This window comes from Alitabrizicola rongguiensis, assembly GCF_021491355.1.
Taxonomy (GTDB): Bacteria; Pseudomonadota; Alphaproteobacteria; order Rhodobacterales; family Rhodobacteraceae; genus Aliitabrizicola; species Aliitabrizicola rongguiensis.
This window is the reverse complement of record NZ_JAKENF010000003.1, coordinates 210,664-227,850: the sequence shown is the minus strand read 5'-3', so window position 1 is coordinate 227,850 and position 17,187 is coordinate 210,664. Positions and strand designations below refer to the sequence as shown.

Below are 17,187 nucleotides of genomic sequence, written 5' to 3'. Positions count from 1 at the left end.
CGGATCAGTCCGTCGTTGCCGCCGCGACGATTTCGCCCGGCCCGGTCTTCTGCAGCAGCACGACCACCGGATCCTCGCCCGGCGAAAAGACCTTGAGATTCAACGGCTCCTCGCCGGTCCAGTCGCCCAGGGGTTCCCAAGAGGTGACGATGTTGCGATAGGTCACCGTGCGCCCGGCGTTTTCCCCCCGCTCGATCACGACCGTCTGCTCGGGACGATATCGCACGAGCTGCACGCGAACCGGACCATCGAGTGGCGCGAGCGCCCGTGCGGCGATGTCGATGGAATCGCCGATCCGGTCGAGCTTGAGTGCCACTGGCTGCGGCACCTCCATCTGGCGGTGGATGATCTTTGACACTTCGTCGGGCCGGTTGCCCTCGACGCGTTCTGTCCCGCCGACGATCATCTGCGGCGTATAGATCATCCGGCTGCCGGTGGCACGGGCATAGGCCTTCTGCCGGTCGGTATAGGTGGAATTGGCAAACTGGTCTTCCCAGCCGATGTAGTCCCAATAGTCGACATGCAGCGCCAGAGGAATCACGCCTGGCGTCTGCGCAAGGACGGCGAAGAAATCATCGGCCGGCGGACAGGAAGAACAGCCCTGCGAGGTGTAGAGTTCTACCACAACTCCAGTCCGGCTTTTCACCTCATCAGAGACGGCGGCGCTGCCAATGGCGGCGCAAAATCCAAAACTGGCGGCGAGAAGGTGGCGCATCTGGTCTTTCCAAGGGTCGTGACGCCTGTTCTAGTGCGGCGCGTCTGCAAGCTCCAATCAATGAATTGCGATTGTCTCGTGCAGTTGCGCGACTGCGACGCGAGAGCCGCAGTCCAAGTCGGCAAAAGGCGCACAATAGGGCTGGATTTTCGGCATACAATTGCATACAAAGCCTGCGACTCCGCTGCGGCCTTGTGCTTGTGCAGTTGCAGCGTCAGAGTTCCGCCCGAGCCATTTCGCCAAGGAGGCCCGAATGACCGTCACCGTCGGACATGACAGCACCAAGACCCGCAAGACCCTGACCGCCGGAGGTCAGACTGTCGCCTATTACTCGATCCCTGCCGCCGAGGCCGCAGGCCTGGGTGAGTTCTCCAAGCTCCCGGCCGCGCTGAAGGTCGTGCTTGAGAACATGTTGCGCTTCGAGGACGGCAAGACCGTCAGCGTCGATGACATCAAGGCCTTCTCCGACTGGGGCAAGAAAGGCGGCAAGAACCCGATCGAGATCGCCTATCGCCCCGCCCGCGTGCTGATGCAGGACTTCACCGGCGTTCCGGCGGTCGTGGACCTTGCCGCCATGCGCGACGGTATCCTCGGCCTTGGCGGCGACGCGCAGAAGATCAATCCGCTGAACCCGGTCGACCTCGTCATCGACCACTCGGTGATGATCGACGAATTCGGCACGCCCCGCGCCTTCCAGATGAACGTGGACCGCGAATACGAGCGGAACATGGAGCGTTACCAGTTCCTGAAATGGGGACAGAAGGCGTTCCAGAACTTCCGCGTCGTGCCGCCCGGCACCGGCATCTGCCACCAGGTGAACCTTGAATACCTTGCCCAGACCGTCTGGACCGACACCGACCAGAACGGCGAGGTCGTGGCCTATCCGGATACGCTCGTCGGCACGGACAGCCACACCACGATGGTCAACGGCCTGGCGGTGCTTGGCTGGGGCGTCGGCGGGATCGAGGCCGAGGCCGCGATGCTTGGCCAGCCCGTCTCCATGCTCATCCCCGAAGTCGTGGGCTTCAAGCTGACCGGCAAGATGATGGAAGGCACCACGGCGACCGACCTTGTCCTCAAGGTCGTGCAGATGCTGCGCAAGAAGGGCGTGGTCAACAAGTTCGTCGAATTCTACGGTCCGGGCCTCGATCACCTGCCGCTGGCCGACCGGGCGACGATCGCCAACATGGCTCCCGAATACGGCGCGACCTGCGGCTTCTTCCCGATCGACGGCGAGACGCTGCGCTACCTGCGCAACACCGGCCGCGAGGAATCCCGCATCGCGCTGGTCGAGGCCTATGCCAAGGCCAACGGCATGTGGCGCGGCCCGGACTATGACCCGATCTACACCGACACCCTGCATCTCGACATGGGCGAGATCGTGCCGGCCATCTCGGGCCCGAAGCGCCCGCAGGACTACACGCCGCTGAACATGGCTGCCCGGTCCTTCTATAAGACGGTCGCCGAGTATCGCGGCATCGCCGTCACCCCGGATGCCGAGGCGATGGTCGAGGAAGGCGGCGGCGTGCTCGCCCCGCCGCAGGACGCCCGCAAGACTGCCAAGGTCGAGGGCAAGGATTACACGATCCGCGACGGCTCGGTCGTGATCGCGGCCATTACCTCCTGCACCAACACCTCGAACCCCTATGTGATGATCGGGGCCGGTCTGGTGGCGCGGAAGGCCCGCGCCCTTGGCCTGACGCGGAAGCCCTGGGTCAAGACCTCGCTCGCGCCCGGATCGCAGGTCGTGGGCGAATACCTGCAGGCCGCCGGTCTGCAGGAGGATCTGGACGCCATCGGCTTCAACCTCGTGGGCTATGGCTGCACCACCTGCATCGGCAACTCGGGGCCGCTCGGCGATCCGGCGATTTCCAAGGCGATCAACGAGAATGACCTCGTTGCGACGGCAGTTCTCTCGGGCAACCGCAACTTCGAGGGCCGGATTTCCCCGGACGTGCGGGCGAACTACCTCGCCTCTCCGCCGCTGGTCGTGGCCTATGCGCTGGCAGGCGATGTGAACATCAACCTGACCAAGGATCCGATCGGGGTGTCCAAGGACGGCAAGGACGTGTTCCTCAAGGACATCTGGCCGACCAACCAGGAGATCGCCGAGCTGGTCGAGGCAACGGTCACCCGCAAGGCCTTCCAGGAGAAATACGCCGACGTCTTCAAGGGCGACAAGCTCTGGCAGGCGGTCGAGACCACCGACAGCGAGACCTATGACTGGCCGCCGACCTCGACCTATATCCAGAACCCGCCCTATTTCCAGGGCATGTCCAAGAAGCCCGGCGTCATCAAGGACATCACCGGCGCGCGGGTGTTGGCGGTTCTTGGCGACATGATCACCACCGACCACATCAGCCCGGCCGGTTCGTTCAAGGCCTCAACTCCGGCAGGCAAGTATCTGACAGAGCGGCAGGTTCCGGTCAGCGAGTTCAACTCCTACGGCTCGCGCCGCGGCAACCACGAAGTGATGATGCGCGGCACCTTCGCCAACATCCGCATCAAGAACGAGATGCTGGATGGCGTCGAAGGCGGCTACACCAAGGGGCCAGACGGCAAACAGACCTCGATCTACGACGCCTCGATGGCCTATCAGGCCGAGGGCACGCCGCTGGTCATCTTCGGCGGCGTCGAATACGGCGCAGGCTCCAGCCGTGACTGGGCGGCGAAGGGCACGGCGTTGCTCGGCGTCAAGGCGGTGATCGCCGAAAGCTTCGAGCGCATCCACCGCTCGAACCTCGTCGGCATGGGCGTGATCCCCTTCGAGTTCACCAACGGCGACACCCGCAAGTCCCTGGACCTGAAGGGCGACGAGGTTGTGTCGATCGGCGGGCTGGAAGGCGATCTGAAGCCGCTCAGCCAGGTGCCCTGCACCATCCTCTATTCGGACGGGAAAGAGCGGACGATCCAGATCAAGTGCCGGATCGATACCGAGATCGAGATCGAATATGTCGAGCATGGCGGCGTGCTGCACTACGTGTTGCGCCATCTGGCCGGCACCGTCTGATCCGATCCGTACAATTTGAAGCAGAAGGCCCGGGGTCGCCCCCGGGCCTTTTGTTCTTCTTAGCTTCTCGCCGCGTACCCTCTGACGGTCCTGACTGGAGAATCTGCCCATGACCGTCCGGGTCCTGCGCGCCGCGCGCCGCCTGCCGCTGCCCTCGATGCCCTGGATCGAGACGGCAGGATTCCTTCTGCTGATCGTCGTGACGATGAAGGGCTAACCGCAGACCAGAGGCGCGCCGGGTCCGCCAAAGCTGGTCGGCCAGAGCGTCCAGGCCGCACCATCCTGCGTCTGGCAGGTCAGGATCGGCCGGTTGTATCCGTTGTTGTGAAACAGGCATTCGACGCCGATTCCGGCCTGCTGTCCGGTCATCAAGTTCACGATCTCGAAGGCCGGACCAAAGCCCATGAGGGTCTCTGGCCCTGTGCAGCCGCGGATTGTCACCCGGTCGCCGTCAGGGGCGATCGCAACCTTGTCGTCAATCAGACCGGGTTCCGCGCCGCCGCTGCGGCCGATGCGCTGATATGTGCCGGTGAAATAGTCCGGTCCCGGCGTTCCCGGCTTTGCCGCGGCGGCCTCGCCCAGCAGGAGCCCCGCAAGGGCGATGGCAAGTCCCACAGGAAAAGCCGTCGCCCTGCCGGTCATGGCGCTGCGGCCTTGGCCAGCGCCGGACGGATTGTGCTTTCAAGATTTTCTGCAGTGATCGGACCCGGCAGGCGCAGGATCACCGTGCCCTCGCCATTGATGACGAAGGTTTCGGGAACGCCGTAGATGCCCCAGTCGATGCCCATACGCCCCGATGTATCCGCCCCGATCATGGCATAGGGTGATCCGAGTTCTGCCAGGAAGGCAAGCGCCGCGTCCGGCTTGTCCTTGTAATTGATGCCGACGATCTGCACGCCCTCGGCCGCGAGCTTTTCCAGCATCGGATGTTCGGCCCGGCAGGGCGCGCACCAGCTGGCCCAGAAGTTGACAAGCTTCGCCCCCGGCGCCCGCAGGGCAGCATCGGTCGGCACTGGCGCATCACCCAAGGGGTCGACCTTGACCGCCGGCACCTCGCGCCCCTCCAGCGTCGAGGGCAGCGCGTCGGGATCCGAGCGGTTCATGCCGAGGAAGGCAAGCGCGACAAAGCCCGCCACCGCGATGGCAGGCACGAACAGAAGCGGTTTAGCCATGAGTCTTTCCCTGACGATCCTCGACCTCGCGGAGCGCCTGGCGCGTCTTCGCGCCGCGCCACAGGGTCGCCAGGATCAGCACCACGATCAGCGCCAGCGACAGCCCGTAAGCCCCCAGAACGACGCCCGCATATTTCCCCAGAGCCGGCATCATGCCATCCGCTCCCGCGCGAGAAGCGCCGACAGGCGGCGGGCGCGGATCTCGGTCCGCGTCCGCAGGAGCACCAGCGTCACGAACATGAGCACGAAACCCGCGATGCAGATCACCAGCGGAACCCAGTAGACATCCGCGACGTTCTCGCGCGCATCGAGCGACAGCGATGCGCCCTGATGCAGGCCCTGGTTCCAGAAATTGACGGCATAGCGCGACAGAAGCGCAAAGACCGAACCGACGATGCACAAAACGCCCGTCAGATCGGCGGCGGTGTCGGGCTCCTCGACCGCCGCCCAGAGCGCCATGTAGCCAAGGTAGAACAGCGTCAGGATCAGGAACGAGGTCAGCCGCGGGTCCCAGGCCCACCATGTGCCCCACATCGGCTGCCCCCAGAGCGCGCCGGTCACAAGCGCGACCAACGTCATCGTCAGACCGATTGGCGCCGCGGCCTTCGCCGCAAGCGCACTGACATGGTGGCGGCGAACGATCCAGACGAGCGACGTCACCAGCATCATCAGCCAGACGTTGATCGCCATCATCGCGGCGGGAACATGCAGATAGATGATCTTGACGGTCGAACCGAAATTCTCGGCCTCCGGGGTGAAGAAGAAACCCCAGATCAGACCGACCGCGCAAAGCACGGCAGCGGGAATGGCAACCCAGGGCAGAACCTTGCCCGAGGTCTCCATGAACTTCTTCGGATTGGCATATTCCCAGATCGACATGACCGCCAGCTAGTCCCTCCCCGAGGCAGAGATCAACCCTAACATGGTAGCGCTCACCGCAGATTGACGCGGATTGCCGCAGCGGCGGCAAAGGGCAGAAGCGCCAGCGATCCGGCGGTGATCCCGGCCATCAGCAAAAGCGGCGTTCCCGCCGCCATGCCCATCGCCCCGCGTCGTACCGCCTCGGCCCCGAAGATCAGCGTCGGCACGTAAAGCGGCAGCACCAGCAGCGACAAGAGGAGGCCGCCGCGCTTCAACCCGACGGTCAGCGACGCGCCAAAGACCCCGATCATGCTGAGCGCCGGCGTGCCAAGCGCCAGCGACGCGACCAGCCAGAGATACCCCTGCGCCGGCAGGTTCAGCAGCACCGCCAGAACCGGCGCGACCAGCGTCAGCGGCAGACCGGTCACAAGCCAGTGCGCCAGCGTCTTGGCCGCCACGACCCCCTCCAGCGGCATCGGCGCGGTGGCGAGCAGGTCAAGCGAGCCATCCTCGAAATCGAGCGCGAAGATCCGGTCGAGCGACAGGAGGCAGGACAGGAGCGCACCGACCCAAAGGATGCCCGGCGCGATCTTCGCCAGCGTCGCAGGCTCCGGCCCGACGCCGAGCGGCACCAGCACGGCGACGAGCAGGAAGAAGGCGAGCCCAAGGCCGAAGCCTCCGCCGCTGCGCACGGCCAGCCTGAGGTCGCGAAGGATCAGCGCGATCATTCGATGGCCTCGGCAAAGGCATCGCGGCTCTGGCGGCCTTGCGGCGCACGGGCCTTGTAGGGCGTGAGGTCCAGCACTTGCGCTTCCGGCAGGCCAAGGTCGATATGGGTCGCGATCAGTGCCGCGCCCCCCCGTGCGAGATGGCTGCGCAGCACCGCTCCGAACAACGCGACGGAAGCCGCATCGAGCGACACGGTGGGCTCATCAAGCAGCCAGATCGGCCGCCCGGTGACGATCAGGCGCGCAAGGCCAAGACGGCGGCGCTGCCCGGCCGACAGGTTCTTTGCCGCGCGGTCCTTCAGGCCGTCTAGGTTCATCGCCAGAAGCGCCCCCGGCACACCGCCCTGCCCGTGGACTGCCGCCCAGAAGTCCAGGTTCTCGGCCACGGTCAGCGTCGCCTTCACCCCGTCCGCATGTCCGGCATAGGCCAGAGTCTCGGGGGGAAGCGATACCTCGCCGGCAACGGCGGGCTGAAGCCCTGCCACCGTGCGCAGAAGCGTCGTCTTGCCGATGCCGTTGGGGCCGCGCAGGACCAGGGCCTGCCCTGCCGCAAGTGTGAAGCTCACCCCTTCCAGCACGGTAACCCCGCCCCGGGCGCAGGACACATCGCGAACCTGCAGCTCGGCCGGCTCCATGCGGGTCAGACCGGGATCAGGGCGGTCGCGATCAGCCGCCCTTCCGAGAGAAGCACGTTGTAGGTGCGGCAGGCGGCGGGCGAGTTCATCGGCTCGACACCGATCCCGGCTTCTTCCAGCACAGTGCGGAAGGCTCGCGGAACAGGTGCAAGCTCTGCCCCCATGCCGACGAACAGCACATCAATGCGACCAGCAAGCCTGAGCGGCGTCTCCGTATCGTCAAGACCGCCCCACCCCACTGCCGACCATGGCGAAATCACCACCGGGCCGCGCAAGACCTGGCCGCCAAGCCGGAAGAAGCCGGGGCCATAGCTCTCGATCGGCAGCGCTTCCGGATAGGTGATCTCGGTCAGGCGCATTCCTGCCCCTCGTTCGCGTCAGGCGTCGATATGGGCGAATTCGTTGCCCTTGCCACCCTTCGGCTTCTCGCTGCGGTCAAGGCCGATCATCAGGACGATGTTCTTTGCGACATAGACCGAGGAATAGGTCCCCAGCAACACACCCATGAAGATCGCGAAGCTGAAGCCGCGGATCACGTCGCCGCCGAAGACCAGCATGGAGCCAACCGCGATCAGGGTGGTCAGCGAGGTCATCACCGTCCGGCTGAGGGTTTCGTTCACGGAAAGGTTCATCACATCGCGCAGGGGCATGGTCTTGTACTTGCGCAAGTTCTCCCGCAGCCGGTCGAACACGACGACCGTATCGTTGATCGAATAGCCAAGGATGGTCAGCAGTGCCGCGACAATGGTCAGGTCGAATTTGATCTGGAACAGCGCAAATATGCCGATGGTGATGAAGACGTCATGGAGAAGCGCCAGCACCCCGCCAAGCGCCATCTGCCATTCGAAGCGAAGCCAGATGTACAGCATGATGCCGATACTGGTCGCCGCGACCGCCAGCACCGAGGACCAGACCAACTCGCCCGAAACCTTCGGCCCGACCGACTCGATCGACGGGAAGGTGATCCCGGGATCAACGGCCTTCAGCGCAACTTCGACCTGCTCGATCGTTTCCGGCGTGACCGACTCGGTCTTGTCCAGCGCCGAGATGCGGATCTGCGCCACGTGCTGGTCAGCCCGGAAACTCGGGTCGAAGACCTCGGTGATGGTGATGTCGCCAAGCGGCAGCTTTTCCAGCGCCTGACGGAAGGCGCCCACATCCACGGCCTGCGTGGATTCGGTGCGGATCGTCGTGCCGCCCTTGAAATCGATGCCAAAGTTCAGGCCCATCACGCCCCAGGCGATGAAGGCCAGAACCATGAGCATCATCGAACCGCCAAAGGTGATCCATTGCCACCGGAAGAAGTCGATGTTGGTCTTTTCGGGAACCAGATGCAGACGCCAAGCCATATCCGATCTCCTCAAACCACGATGGTCTTGGGACGGCGCCAGCCGTACCAGATCTCGATCAGCTGGCGCGTCACCAGAAGCGCCGTGAAGACCGATGTGACAATGCCGATGGCCAGCGTGATCGCGAAGCCGCGCACGGGGCCTGCCCCCATGAAGAACAGCACCAGCGCGGTGATCATCGTCGTCAGGTTGGCGTCGATGATCGCCGACATGGCGCGCTCGTACCCGATCTCGATGGCCCGCGCAGGACCCTTCTGCACCCGCAATTCCTCGCGGATGCGTTCATAGACCAGCACGTTGGCGTCAACCGCCATGCCGATGGTCAGCACGATACCGGCGATACCCGGCAGCGTCAGAGTGCCGCCGATGATGGACAGCACGGCAAAGATCAGCGCCATGTTAATTGCCAGAGCGACGGTCGCGAAGACGCCGAAGAGGCCATAGCAGGCGATCATCAACGCCGAGACCGCGACCATGCCGATGATGGCGGCAACCCTGCCGGCATCGATGCTGTCCTGCCCCAGTTCCGGTCCGATGGTGCGCTCTTCGAGGAAGTTCAGCTTGGCTGGCAGAGCGCCGGAGCGCAGCAGCACCGCAAGCTCAGTCGATTCCTCGACCGTGAAGTTCCCGGTGATGATGCCCGAGCCACCTGCGATGTGGCTCTGGATCGTCGGCGCCGAGACGACCTCGTTGTCGAGCACGATGGCGAAGGGCGACCCGATGTTGTTGGCGGTGTAGTCCCCGAAGGCGCGCGCGCCTGCCGGGTTGAAACGGAAGTTCACGGCAGGGCCGCCGTTCTGGTCGAAGGCGGGCTGGGCATCGACCAGATCCTCGCCGCCGACGACAGGCGTCCGCTCGATGATGAGGAAGCTGCCCGGTCGCCCCCGTTCCGGCAAGACCACGTTGCGCGGGCTGCCGGGATCGGCATTTGCGTTGGAGGCCCGCCCGACAACCGGGTTGAAGGTCAGGCGCGCCGTCGTGCCGATCAGCGATTTCAGTTCGGCGGCGGTACCGATGCCCGGAACCTGGATCAGGATTCGGTCGGCGCCCTGGCGCTGGATCGTCGGTTCGCGCGTGCCAGCCTCGTCGATCCGGCGGCGGACGATTTCCAGCGACTGCGCCATCGTTCGTTCGTCGGTGGCGGCCTTTTCGGCGGCCGAAAGCTGGATCGTGATCGTGTCGCCCTCGGCGCTGACCTCGAGCGAGCTTTGACCCACCCCCGTCAGCGTCGTCACCGGCTGCGCCAGCCCCCGCACGATTTCGACGGCCTTCGCCATGCCGTCAGGGTTGCTGATCTTGATCTTCAGCTCACCCGGAGGCGCATCCAGTCGCCGGACATTGCCCACCGCGTCGCGCGCCTGCCGCAAGCTGTCGCGCGCTTCGGGCCAGAGGATGTCGATCCGGTCGGCATAGACATCGGCAACCTGCACCTCGGCCAGAAGATGCGCCCCGCCCCGCAGGTCGAGACCAAGATTGACCAGCCCGGACGGCAGCCAGTTCGGCCAAAGTGCCACGTCCGCCTCCTGGGCGGGTGTCGCGGCCCCGGCGGCCTTCTCGATCGCCGCGGTTGCGTCATTGTGTTTCTCGACGCGCGAGTAGAACGCGTTCGGCATGGCATAGAGCAGACCGGCGGCCACGACGGCCCAGATCAGCAGGCGCTTCCAGAGCGGGGTTTGCATGGACGTGTCCGTGAAGGGGGCCGGCTCAGGCCGCCGGTTCGGTTTTCGACATCACCTGGGCGATGGTGCTGCGCGGAGTACGAACGCGGACGCCATCGGCGATCTCGACCTCGAGGATGCCGTCCTCGTTCACCTTGGTCACCTTGCCGATGATGCCGCCCTGCGTCAGCACCTGATCACCGCGGCGCAAGGCCTCGACCATGGCCTTGTGCTCTTTCAGCTTTTTCTGCTGCGGACGGATGAGAAGGAAATACATGATCCCGAAGATCAGGATCAGCGGCATGAAGCTGGTGATTGCCGCGGCGCCGCCGCCACCGGCGGCCTGTGCGAAGGCGGGGGTTACGAACATCTGTCGTCCTCTCGGCTCGTCGGGGGGACCCCCGGAAAAACTGGTTGCGCACCCTATCTGGGGGGTCGGGGGATGGCAAGGCAAGCCCCCCGCCCGCCGGGGCTTCCCGGCTTGCGTTGCGATCCTGTAGAGAATTCCTGTCGCCGGTGCAATTCAGCGCGTGGCGCAAGGGGCTGACAGTCGCGTGAAACAGATCGCCATCGCTCTTGTCGTGGGCAGCCTGCTGACCTTCGCTGTCCTGACGCAGGGTTGGGGCGAGGCGATCGCCCCCCCGGCCGCCGTCGGAGAAATCACCTATGGCGAAAAGCCCGGCGCGGCGATCTGCACCGGTACGCTGGTCGCCCCGGATCTCGTCGTTACCGCCGGACATTGTCTGCGCCATCATGAAGGCGGTCCTCCGGTTGATCCGGCCACGATCCGCTTTTCGGCCGGGCGCAACGGCGATGCGGTCGTGGCCGAGGCAAAGGGACGCGAGTCGCTCTTTCCCCAGACGGTTCCGCAGGGCGAGCCTTCGATCGCCGGGGATGTGGGCCTCCTGCGCCTCGACCATCCCCTGCCCGGCATCGCCCCCCTGCCCTTTGCCGAAGCCGAAGGTGTGAACCTTCTCGTCATGGTCAGTTATCGCCGCGACGACCCGCACCTGCCCACGGTCGAGCCGGACTGCGGCATCCTGTCGACGACCCCGGCCCTCTTCGCCCTGACCTGTCCGGCGGTCTCGGGCAATTCCGGCGCTCCGCTCCTGGTGGCGGACGGACCGGGCTGGGCCGTCGCCGGGGTGATGGTCGCCCGTGACCGACGCAGCGGACTGATCGGTAGCTGGGCGGCCCGTCCTCGTTTGGGCCTGCGCACCGCCGTTGCGTCGAGCGCCGCGCCGTAGCGCCGTTTGCATTGCGCCTTGGCCTGCGGCATATGGGGCCGACGAGGCCAAACCCGAGGACGCCATCATGCACGACATTCGCGCCATCCGCGAAAATCCCGCCGCCTTTGACGCCGCACTCGCGCGCCGGGGCTTGGCCGGAATGTCGTCGGAGATCCTCGCCATCGACGAGGGCCGCCGCGCCAAGATCCTCGCGGCAGAGACCGCGCAGGCCGAGCAGAACCGCGCCAGCAAGGACGTGGGCGCCGCCAAGGCGCGCGGCGACGATGCAGAATTCGAGCGCCTGCGCGCGCTGGTGGCCGAGAAGAAGGCCGAGATCGCCCGCCTGACCGACGAGGCCGCGACCGAGGATGCCCGCCTCCGCGACCTCCTCCTGACCATCCCGAACCTGCCGCTCGCCGATGTGCCTGACGGTGAGGATGAAAGCGGCAATGTCGAGATCCGTCGGTGGGGCACACCGCGCAGCTTTTCCTTCAAGCCGAAGGAGCATTTCGACATCGCCGGGGTGAAGCCGGGGATGGATTTCGAGACGGCGGCGAAACTCTCCGGCAGCCGCTTCGTGGTGCTGAAAGGCGCGGTGATCCGCGTCCACCGCGCGCTGGCGCAGTTCATGCTCGACACCCACATCACCGAGCATGGCCTGACCGAGACCTGGACCCCGGTCCTCGTCAAGGAGGACGCGATGTACGGCACGAACCAGCTGCCGAAATTCGCCGAGGACAGCTACCAGACCACCAACGGCTGGTGGCTGATCCCGACGTCCGAGGTCACGCTCACCAACTCGGTCGCGGGCGAAATCCTCGACGAAGGCCAGCTTCCGATCCGCATGACCGCCCATACCCAGTGCTTCCGTTCGGAAGCAGGCTCGGCGGGCAAGGACACCTCCGGGATGCTCCGCCAGCACCAGTTCGAGAAGGTCGAGATGGTGTCCATCACCACGCCCGACACCTCGCTTGCCGAGCACGAGCGCATGACGAAATGCGCGGAAGCCATCCTGGAAAAGCTGGGCCTGCCCTATCGCACCATCGTCCTTTGCACCGGCGACATGGGCTTTGGCGCGCAGAAGACCCATGACCTCGAAGTCTGGCTTCCGGGACAGAACACCTATCGGGAAATCTCCTCCGTCTCGGTCTGCGGCGATTTTCAGGCGCGGCGGATGAATGCGCGCTTCCGTCCCGCGGGCGGCAAGCCGGAATTCGTCCATACGCTGAACGGCTCGGGCCTTGCCGTGGGCCGTGCGCTGATCGCGGTGCTGGAGAATGGCCAGCAGGAGGATGGCTCGGTCGACTTGCCGGCAGCCCTGCATCCCTATCTGGGCGGCAAGACCCGGATCGGCGCCGACGGCGTGCTTGTCTGAGATGGCCCCGCGCCTGCGTGCCCTTCTCGTCCTGATCGCGGCGCTGGCCTTCGGGCTGTCGCCGATCTTCACCCCCGATTTCCGCGGCTACGATCCATCACAATTGCCGGTGCAGGCCGGGCGGCCGTCGATCCTGCCGGCGGGCTACGCCTTCTCGATCTGGGGGCTCATCTATCTCTGGCTGCTGGTGCATGCCGGCTACGGCCTGTGGAAGCGGGCCGAGGACCCGGTCTGGGACGCAACACGCCTGCCGCTGCTCGTCTCTCTGGCGGTCGGGGCGATCTGGCTTGCCGTCGCCGTACGCTCGCCGTTCTGGGCCAGCATCCTGATCGTGGTGATGCTTGTCGGCGCGCTTCTGGCGCTGAAGCCGACGCGCGATGCCCCTGACCACTGGTTTCTCGCTGGACCCATCGCGCTTTTTGCCGGTTGGCTGACGGCGGCCAACGGCGTGTCCTGGGGCGTGCTGATCTCGGGCTTCGGACTGCTGGACGACCGCATCGCCGCCTATGCGATGCTTCTCGTCGTGCTGAACCTCGCGCTTTACGTGCTGTCGCGCCTGACCCGCGCAACGGAATACGGGCTGGCGCTGATCTGGGCGCTGGCGGCAATCATCGTCGCGAACGGCACTGCAGTGCCGACTGTCTCGGGCCTTGCCCTGATCGGCATCGTTCTGGTTGCGATCTATGCCGTGCGGGCCTTGAACAAGGCCGCGTGACGGGGCGCGATACCCGCGCCCCGGCGCCTTCCTCAGTAGATGCTCGCCAGTCCCGCCGGTTTCGTCGACGGCAGAACGATCACACGCGCCCCCTCCCTGACCCGGTCGTAAAGGTCGATCGCATCCTGATCGAGCAGACGGATGCAGCCCGAGGACACGGCCTTGCCCACATATTGCGGCTCGCAGGCGCCGTGGATGCGGTAAAGCGTGTCCTCGCCGTTCTGAAACAGGTAGAGCGCCCGCGCGCCAAGGGGATTGCCCGGCCCCGGCGCCATGCCGCCATTGGCCACCGAGTAGGGCGCGAATTCAGGGCGGCGCGCGATCATGCTGTCTGGCGCCTTCCAGCGCGGCCATTGCTGCTTCCACTGCATCCGCGCCTCGCCGCTCCAGGCATAGGCCGCCGCGCCGGTGCCCACGCCATAGCGCAGGGCCTTCCCACCGGGCTGGATCAGGTAGAGGAAATTCGCATCCGCATCGACGACCACCGTGCCCACCGGCAGGTTCGGCTCGGGCACGGCAAGGTTGGGAAACGGGCTGTCGATTTCCTGCCGCCAGAACTGGGGCGGCACGATGCCGTCGGGGACGGCGGGAACGGGATGGGGTTCATCGGTGAGGGCGCCGTAGCGCGCGGGCATCGGGACCGGGGGCGGCACTGCGGCGGGCGCCGCGCGGGTGACCTCCTGCGGCCTGACGCAGGCGGCGAGGAGCGCGGCCGGTGCAGCGGCAACGAAAAATCGACGGGTCAGCATGGGACATCCTTTTGGCTGATCTTGAAAGCCGCCAGCGGCGGCGCTCGGGTGATCAGCAGGATCTGGGCGGGTCCCGGGGCCGCTCGGGCTGCCAAAGATCGCGCGACACGGTCTCTGCTGCGATCTGGATGTCGGAGCCGGGGCGAACGGGCAATACCGCCTCGCCGGGCAGGATCGCCACCGGAGCGGGACAGACCGATCCCGGCAACTTCGGCCCCGGGCAAGGGACCGTCAGCGCCACTGGCCTGGCTGCGTCGCTGTCAATGGTTACAGGCCGCTCTGTCTCGGGCAACCGATCAAGGCTCGCGGCAACGGCGACGGCTGGCGTCGCGATGGCCGCGGCTGCGCCGACGCCCGCACCGAGATAGGCGCGCCACGGCAGCGTCGCCAACACCAGACAGACGATCATGAGGGATCGGAGGGAGGTCATGCGAGCGGAATCGCACAGGCGCCCCGCGCTGTCCACCGCACGGCGCGAGCTTCCCCGAACAAACGATTGTGAACATGCGGAAATCCGCCTCTTTGTCTCTGCAACCGACGTTTTCCCGCACATCCGAACCCCGACATCGACAGGTCGGGAAAGCCGAACCACCGCAAGGGATTCCGCGCTACGCTGATCATGATCGCCCGAGCGAAGGAGGACCCGATGACCGCCACTGCCACGCCGCTCCGTAACATCGCCCATTGGCCCGAACGCGTCGATCTCGCGGCGTCCTTTCGCTGGACGGTCAAGCTCGACATGCACGAAGCGGTCGCCAACCATTTCTCGCTGGCGGTCGGCAATGGCGGCAAACGCTTCCTCATCAACCCGAACGGCCGGCACTTCGCCCGCATCCGCGCATCGGATCTTCTGCTCCTCGACGCCGACGATCCCACGACGATGGACCGCCCCGACGCGCCGGATCCGACCGCCTGGGGCCTGCATGGCACGATCCACCGCGAGTGCCCGCATGCGGTCTGCGTTATGCATGTCCATTCGATCCACGCCACTGTACTCGCCAGCCTCGCCGACAGCCGCCTGCCGGCGATCGACCAGAACAGCGCGATGTTCCACAACCGCACCGTCGTCGATGAACACTACGGCGGAATGGCCTTCGAGGACGAGGCGGCACGCTGTGCGCTGCTCCTGTCCGATCCCAAGGTCACGACGATGGTCATGGGCAATCACGGCGTGCTGGTCGTGGGCCGGACCGTGGCCGAGACCTTCAACCGCCTTTACTACTTCGAACGCGCCGCCGAGACATATATCCGCGCCCTGCAGACCGGCCGCCCCCTGCGCGTCCTGCCCGAAGAGGTTGCCGAGAAGACCGCGCGGGAATGGGAAGCCTATCCGGGCTTTGCCGAAGCGCATCTGCACGAGCTGAAGGCGCTGCTGGATGCGGAAGGGTCAGACTACGCGAGCTGATCGTCGGGTGGCCCGATCGGTCCAGGCGCCGGGGGACTTTGCGTCCCCCGGACCCCCTGCAGGATATTTGTGAACAGAAGAAGATCAGGGGCACAGCGGCATGGCCGCGTCAGTCCTTCTTCTTGTCCAGGTGCTTCCTGAGCCGTGACGGGGCGCCCCAGTTTTTCTTTTCCTTGTAGGGGTTCTTGTCGCCCTGGCTGCGCAGCGTCAGACGGATCGGCGTGCCCGGCATGTCGAAATGGTCGCGCAAGCCATTGACAAGATAGCGCTTGTAGCTGTCGGGCATGTCCTCGGGATGGCTGCACATCACGACAAAACCCGGCGGGCGGGTCTTCACCTGGGTCATGTAGCGCAGGCGGATGCGGCGGCCGCCCGGCGCGGGCGGCGGATGCGCCTCGGTCATCGCGCCGAGCCAGGAGTTCAGCCGCGCGGTCGGAACGCGGCGGTTCCAGATGTCATGCGCCTTCAGGATCGCGTCATGCAGCCGGTCGAGACCGCGCCCGGTCTTGGCCGAAACGGTGACCAGCGGCGCGCCGCGGAGTTGCGGCAGGAGGCGTTCGAACATCTCCTTCAGCTCGGCGAGCTTTTCCTGCTTCTCGTCCTCTAGGTCCCACTTGTTGACCGCGACGACCACAGCCCGCCCCTCGGTCTCGGCGAAGTCGGCGATGCGCAGGTCCTGCTGTTCGAAGGGGATTTCCACGTCCAGAAGCACGACGACCACCTCGGCGAAGCGCACGGCGCGGAGGCCATCGGCGACCGAGAGCTTTTCCAGCTTGTCGTCGATCTTCGACTTCTTGCGCATTCCGGCGGTGTCGAAGATGCGGATCGGCGTGCCCATCCAGTCGGCCCGGATCGAGATCGCGTCGCGGGTGATCCCGGCCTCGGGCCCGGTCAGCAGGCGGTCCTCGCCGAGGATCTTGTTGATGAGCGTGGATTTCCCGGCATTCGGCCGGCCGATCACCGCAATCTGCAGCGGGTGCTTCTCGGTCGGCTTGTGGGCCTGCGGATCAGCTTCCTCTTCGGCCTCGTCCTCGGGCACGTCGATGTCCACGACCGGCGCATCGGCCTCGGCACGTTCGCGGAACTCCTCGCCGATCGGGCGCAGGACGTGGTAAAGCTCGTCCATCCCCTCACCATGCTCGGCCGACAGCGCCAGCGGCTCGCCCAGGCCCAGTTCCCAGGCCTCGATCACGCCCGCCTCGCCTGCCCGCCCCTCGGCCTTGTTCACGCCAAGGATGACGCGGGCGTTCTTGCGGCGCAGGATCTCGGCGAACACCCGGTCGGTGGCGGTCAGCCCGGCCCGGCCGTCGATCAGGAACAGGCAGACATCGGCCATGTCGACCGCGCGCTCGGTCAGGCGCCGCATCCGCCCCTGCAGGCTGTCGTCGGTCACATCCTCGAGCCCGGCCGTGTCGATCACGGTGAACCTGAGGTCATGGATGCGCCCGTCGCCTTCGCGCAGGTCGCGCGTCACGCCCGGCTGGTCATCGACCAGGGCGAGCTTCCGCCCGACAAGGCGGTTGAACAGCGTCGACTTGCCGACATTGGGCCGGCCGACGATGGCAAGGGTAAAGGTCATGGGCGCA

Annotated in this window: 19 protein-coding genes; 5 read left to right on the top strand and 14 right to left on the bottom strand. The window is 65.8% G+C overall.

The features are described from left to right. Window positions 1-4: 4 nt before the first annotated feature. A complete protein-coding gene (locus L0V05_RS12615; RefSeq protein ID WP_234871003.1) occupies window positions 5-715 on the bottom strand; it encodes a DUF1223 domain-containing protein in 711 nt (236 codons plus the stop codon). A 253-nt stretch (window positions 716-968) separates the two neighbouring features. Here L0V05_RS12615 and acnA point away from each other — a divergent pair, with 253 nt between their 5' ends. Beyond that, window positions 969-3,725, top strand: a complete 2,757-nt coding sequence (gene acnA / locus L0V05_RS12610) for an aconitate hydratase AcnA (protein ID WP_234871001.1) — start codon at window positions 969-971, stop codon at window positions 3,723-3,725. 213 nt (window positions 3,726-3,938) lie between these two features. On the opposite strand, the gene L0V05_RS12605 is transcribed toward acnA, so the two are convergent. Genes L0V05_RS12605 through yajC form a run of 10 tightly spaced genes read right to left on the bottom strand, consistent with a single transcriptional unit; the run spans window position 3,939 to window position 10,498 of the window. Further along, window positions 3,939-4,367 carry a hypothetical protein gene (locus L0V05_RS12605; protein WP_234870999.1) on the bottom strand — a complete coding sequence of 143 codons (429 nt, stop codon included), beginning with the start codon at window positions 4,365-4,367 and terminating at the stop codon, window positions 3,939-3,941. Then, the gene (locus L0V05_RS12600) at window positions 4,364-4,897 is read right to left on the bottom strand and encodes a DsbE family thiol:disulfide interchange protein (RefSeq protein WP_234870997.1); all 534 of its coding nucleotides are present in this window, start codon (window positions 4,895-4,897) and stop codon (window positions 4,364-4,366) included. Before L0V05_RS12600 ends, L0V05_RS12605 begins: the two co-directional genes overlap by 4 nt. Next, window positions 4,890-5,051: a heme exporter protein CcmD gene (gene ccmD / locus L0V05_RS12595; protein ID WP_234870996.1), complete on the bottom strand. Its 162-nt coding sequence runs from the start codon at window positions 5,049-5,051 to the stop codon at window positions 4,890-4,892. The genes L0V05_RS12600 and ccmD overlap by 8 nt, the downstream gene beginning before the upstream one ends. Further along, on the bottom strand, window positions 5,048-5,776 hold the full coding sequence (locus tag L0V05_RS12590) for a heme ABC transporter permease (protein ID WP_234870994.1): 729 nt from the start codon (window positions 5,774-5,776) through the stop codon (window positions 5,048-5,050). Before L0V05_RS12590 ends, ccmD begins: the two co-directional genes overlap by 4 nt. 53 nt (window positions 5,777-5,829) lie before the next feature. After that, entirely contained in the window at window positions 5,830-6,486 is a 657-nt protein-coding gene (ccmB, locus tag L0V05_RS12585; protein WP_234870992.1) for a heme exporter protein CcmB, read from the bottom strand. Beyond that, window positions 6,483-7,121 (bottom strand): heme ABC exporter ATP-binding protein CcmA, encoded by a 639-nt coding sequence (gene ccmA / locus L0V05_RS12580; protein ID WP_234870990.1) that lies wholly within the window; start codon window positions 7,119-7,121, stop codon window positions 6,483-6,485. The genes ccmB and ccmA overlap by 4 nt, the downstream gene beginning before the upstream one ends. 5 nt (window positions 7,122-7,126) lie before the next feature. Continuing rightward, window positions 7,127-7,480, bottom strand: coding sequence for an Mth938-like domain-containing protein (locus L0V05_RS12575; protein WP_234870989.1), 354 nt, complete (start codon window positions 7,478-7,480; stop codon window positions 7,127-7,129). An 18-nt stretch (window positions 7,481-7,498) separates the two neighbouring features. After that, entirely contained in the window at window positions 7,499-8,470 is a 972-nt protein-coding gene (secF, locus tag L0V05_RS12570; RefSeq protein WP_234870987.1) for a protein translocase subunit SecF, read from the bottom strand. Between the two features lie 11 nt (window positions 8,471-8,481). After that, window positions 8,482-10,149: a protein translocase subunit SecD gene (secD, locus tag L0V05_RS12565; RefSeq protein ID WP_234870985.1), complete on the bottom strand. Its 1,668-nt coding sequence runs from the start codon at window positions 10,147-10,149 to the stop codon at window positions 8,482-8,484. Between the two features lie 25 nt (window positions 10,150-10,174). Then, window positions 10,175-10,498, bottom strand: a complete 324-nt coding sequence (yajC, locus tag L0V05_RS12560; RefSeq protein WP_234870983.1) for a preprotein translocase subunit YajC — start codon at window positions 10,496-10,498, stop codon at window positions 10,175-10,177. Window positions 10,499-10,682: 184 nt separating this feature from the next. Between yajC and L0V05_RS12555 the strand changes: the two genes are divergently transcribed. The 3 genes from L0V05_RS12555 to L0V05_RS12545 all read left to right on the top strand — a co-directional run bounded on the left by L0V05_RS12555 (window position 10,683) and on the right by L0V05_RS12545 (window position 13,447). Further along, complete coding sequence (locus L0V05_RS12555; RefSeq protein ID WP_234870981.1) at window positions 10,683-11,375, top strand: trypsin-like serine peptidase; 693 nt, start codon at window positions 10,683-10,685, stop codon at window positions 11,373-11,375. A gap of 67 nt (window positions 11,376-11,442) precedes the next feature. After that, window positions 11,443-12,732 (top strand): serine--tRNA ligase, encoded by a 1,290-nt coding sequence (gene serS, locus L0V05_RS12550; RefSeq protein ID WP_234870979.1) that lies wholly within the window; start codon window positions 11,443-11,445, stop codon window positions 12,730-12,732. Window position 12,733: 1 nt separating this feature from the next. Next, window positions 12,734-13,447 (top strand): TspO-related membrane protein, encoded by a 714-nt coding sequence (locus tag L0V05_RS12545; RefSeq protein WP_234872181.1) that lies wholly within the window; start codon window positions 12,734-12,736, stop codon window positions 13,445-13,447. A 32-nt stretch (window positions 13,448-13,479) separates the two neighbouring features. Here the strand turns inward: L0V05_RS12545 and L0V05_RS12540 are convergent, their stop codons facing one another. Together L0V05_RS12540 and L0V05_RS12535 are read right to left on the bottom strand one after the other, a co-directional pair. After that, window positions 13,480-14,196: a L,D-transpeptidase gene (locus tag L0V05_RS12540; protein ID WP_234870977.1), complete on the bottom strand. Its 717-nt coding sequence runs from the start codon at window positions 14,194-14,196 to the stop codon at window positions 13,480-13,482. Between the two features lie 52 nt (window positions 14,197-14,248). After that, window positions 14,249-14,626 (bottom strand): hypothetical protein, encoded by a 378-nt coding sequence (locus L0V05_RS12535; RefSeq protein WP_234870975.1) that lies wholly within the window; start codon window positions 14,624-14,626, stop codon window positions 14,249-14,251. A gap of 216 nt (window positions 14,627-14,842) precedes the next feature. Here L0V05_RS12535 and L0V05_RS12530 point away from each other — a divergent pair, with 216 nt between their 5' ends. After that, the gene (locus tag L0V05_RS12530) at window positions 14,843-15,601 is read left to right on the top strand and encodes a class II aldolase and adducin N-terminal domain-containing protein (protein WP_234870973.1); all 759 of its coding nucleotides are present in this window, start codon (window positions 14,843-14,845) and stop codon (window positions 15,599-15,601) included. A gap of 109 nt (window positions 15,602-15,710) precedes the next feature. Here L0V05_RS12530 and der read toward each other — a convergent pair whose 3' ends face one another. Next, window positions 15,711-17,180 carry a ribosome biogenesis GTPase Der gene (gene der, locus L0V05_RS12525; protein ID WP_234870971.1) on the bottom strand — a complete coding sequence of 490 codons (1,470 nt, stop codon included), beginning with the start codon at window positions 17,178-17,180 and terminating at the stop codon, window positions 15,711-15,713. Window positions 17,181-17,187 lie beyond the last annotated feature (7 nt).

Excerpts from the sequence above, each read along its gene's own strand:
- secF (WP_234870987.1), bottom strand. The coding sequence starts at position 8,470 with ATGGCTTGGCGTCTGCATCTGGTTCCCGAAAAGACCAACATCGACTTC.
- L0V05_RS12535 (WP_234870975.1), bottom strand. The coding sequence starts at position 14,626 with ATGACCTCCCTCCGATCCCTCATGATCGTCTGTCTGGTGTTGGCGACG.
- L0V05_RS12575 (WP_234870989.1), bottom strand. The coding sequence starts at position 7,480 with ATGCGCCTGACCGAGATCACCTATCCGGAAGCGCTGCCGATCGAGAGC.
- L0V05_RS12540 (WP_234870977.1), bottom strand. The coding sequence starts at position 14,196 with ATGCTGACCCGTCGATTTTTCGTTGCCGCTGCACCGGCCGCGCTCCTC.
- L0V05_RS12530 (WP_234870973.1), top strand. The coding sequence starts at position 14,843 with ATGACCGCCACTGCCACGCCGCTCCGTAACATCGCCCATTGGCCCGAA.
- serS (WP_234870979.1), top strand. The coding sequence starts at position 11,443 with ATGCACGACATTCGCGCCATCCGCGAAAATCCCGCCGCCTTTGACGCC.
- acnA (WP_234871001.1), top strand. The coding sequence starts at position 969 with ATGACCGTCACCGTCGGACATGACAGCACCAAGACCCGCAAGACCCTG.
- ccmA (WP_234870990.1), bottom strand. The coding sequence starts at position 7,121 with ATGGAGCCGGCCGAGCTGCAGGTTCGCGATGTGTCCTGCGCCCGGGGC.
- ccmB (WP_234870992.1), bottom strand. The coding sequence starts at position 6,486 with ATGATCGCGCTGATCCTTCGCGACCTCAGGCTGGCCGTGCGCAGCGGC.
- ccmD (WP_234870996.1), bottom strand. The coding sequence starts at position 5,051 with ATGATGCCGGCTCTGGGGAAATATGCGGGCGTCGTTCTGGGGGCTTAC.
- L0V05_RS12590 (WP_234870994.1), bottom strand. The coding sequence starts at position 5,776 with ATGTCGATCTGGGAATATGCCAATCCGAAGAAGTTCATGGAGACCTCG.
- der (WP_234870971.1), bottom strand. The coding sequence starts at position 17,180 with ATGACCTTTACCCTTGCCATCGTCGGCCGGCCCAATGTCGGCAAGTCG.
- L0V05_RS12605 (WP_234870999.1), bottom strand. The coding sequence starts at position 4,367 with ATGACCGGCAGGGCGACGGCTTTTCCTGTGGGACTTGCCATCGCCCTT.
- yajC (WP_234870983.1), bottom strand. The coding sequence starts at position 10,498 with ATGTTCGTAACCCCCGCCTTCGCACAGGCCGCCGGTGGCGGCGGCGCC.
- L0V05_RS12600 (WP_234870997.1), bottom strand. The coding sequence starts at position 4,897 with ATGGCTAAACCGCTTCTGTTCGTGCCTGCCATCGCGGTGGCGGGCTTT.
- secD (WP_234870985.1), bottom strand. The coding sequence starts at position 10,149 with ATGCAAACCCCGCTCTGGAAGCGCCTGCTGATCTGGGCCGTCGTGGCC.
- L0V05_RS12615 (WP_234871003.1), bottom strand. The coding sequence starts at position 715 with ATGCGCCACCTTCTCGCCGCCAGTTTTGGATTTTGCGCCGCCATTGGC.
- L0V05_RS12545 (WP_234872181.1), top strand. The coding sequence starts at position 12,734 with ATGGCCCCGCGCCTGCGTGCCCTTCTCGTCCTGATCGCGGCGCTGGCC.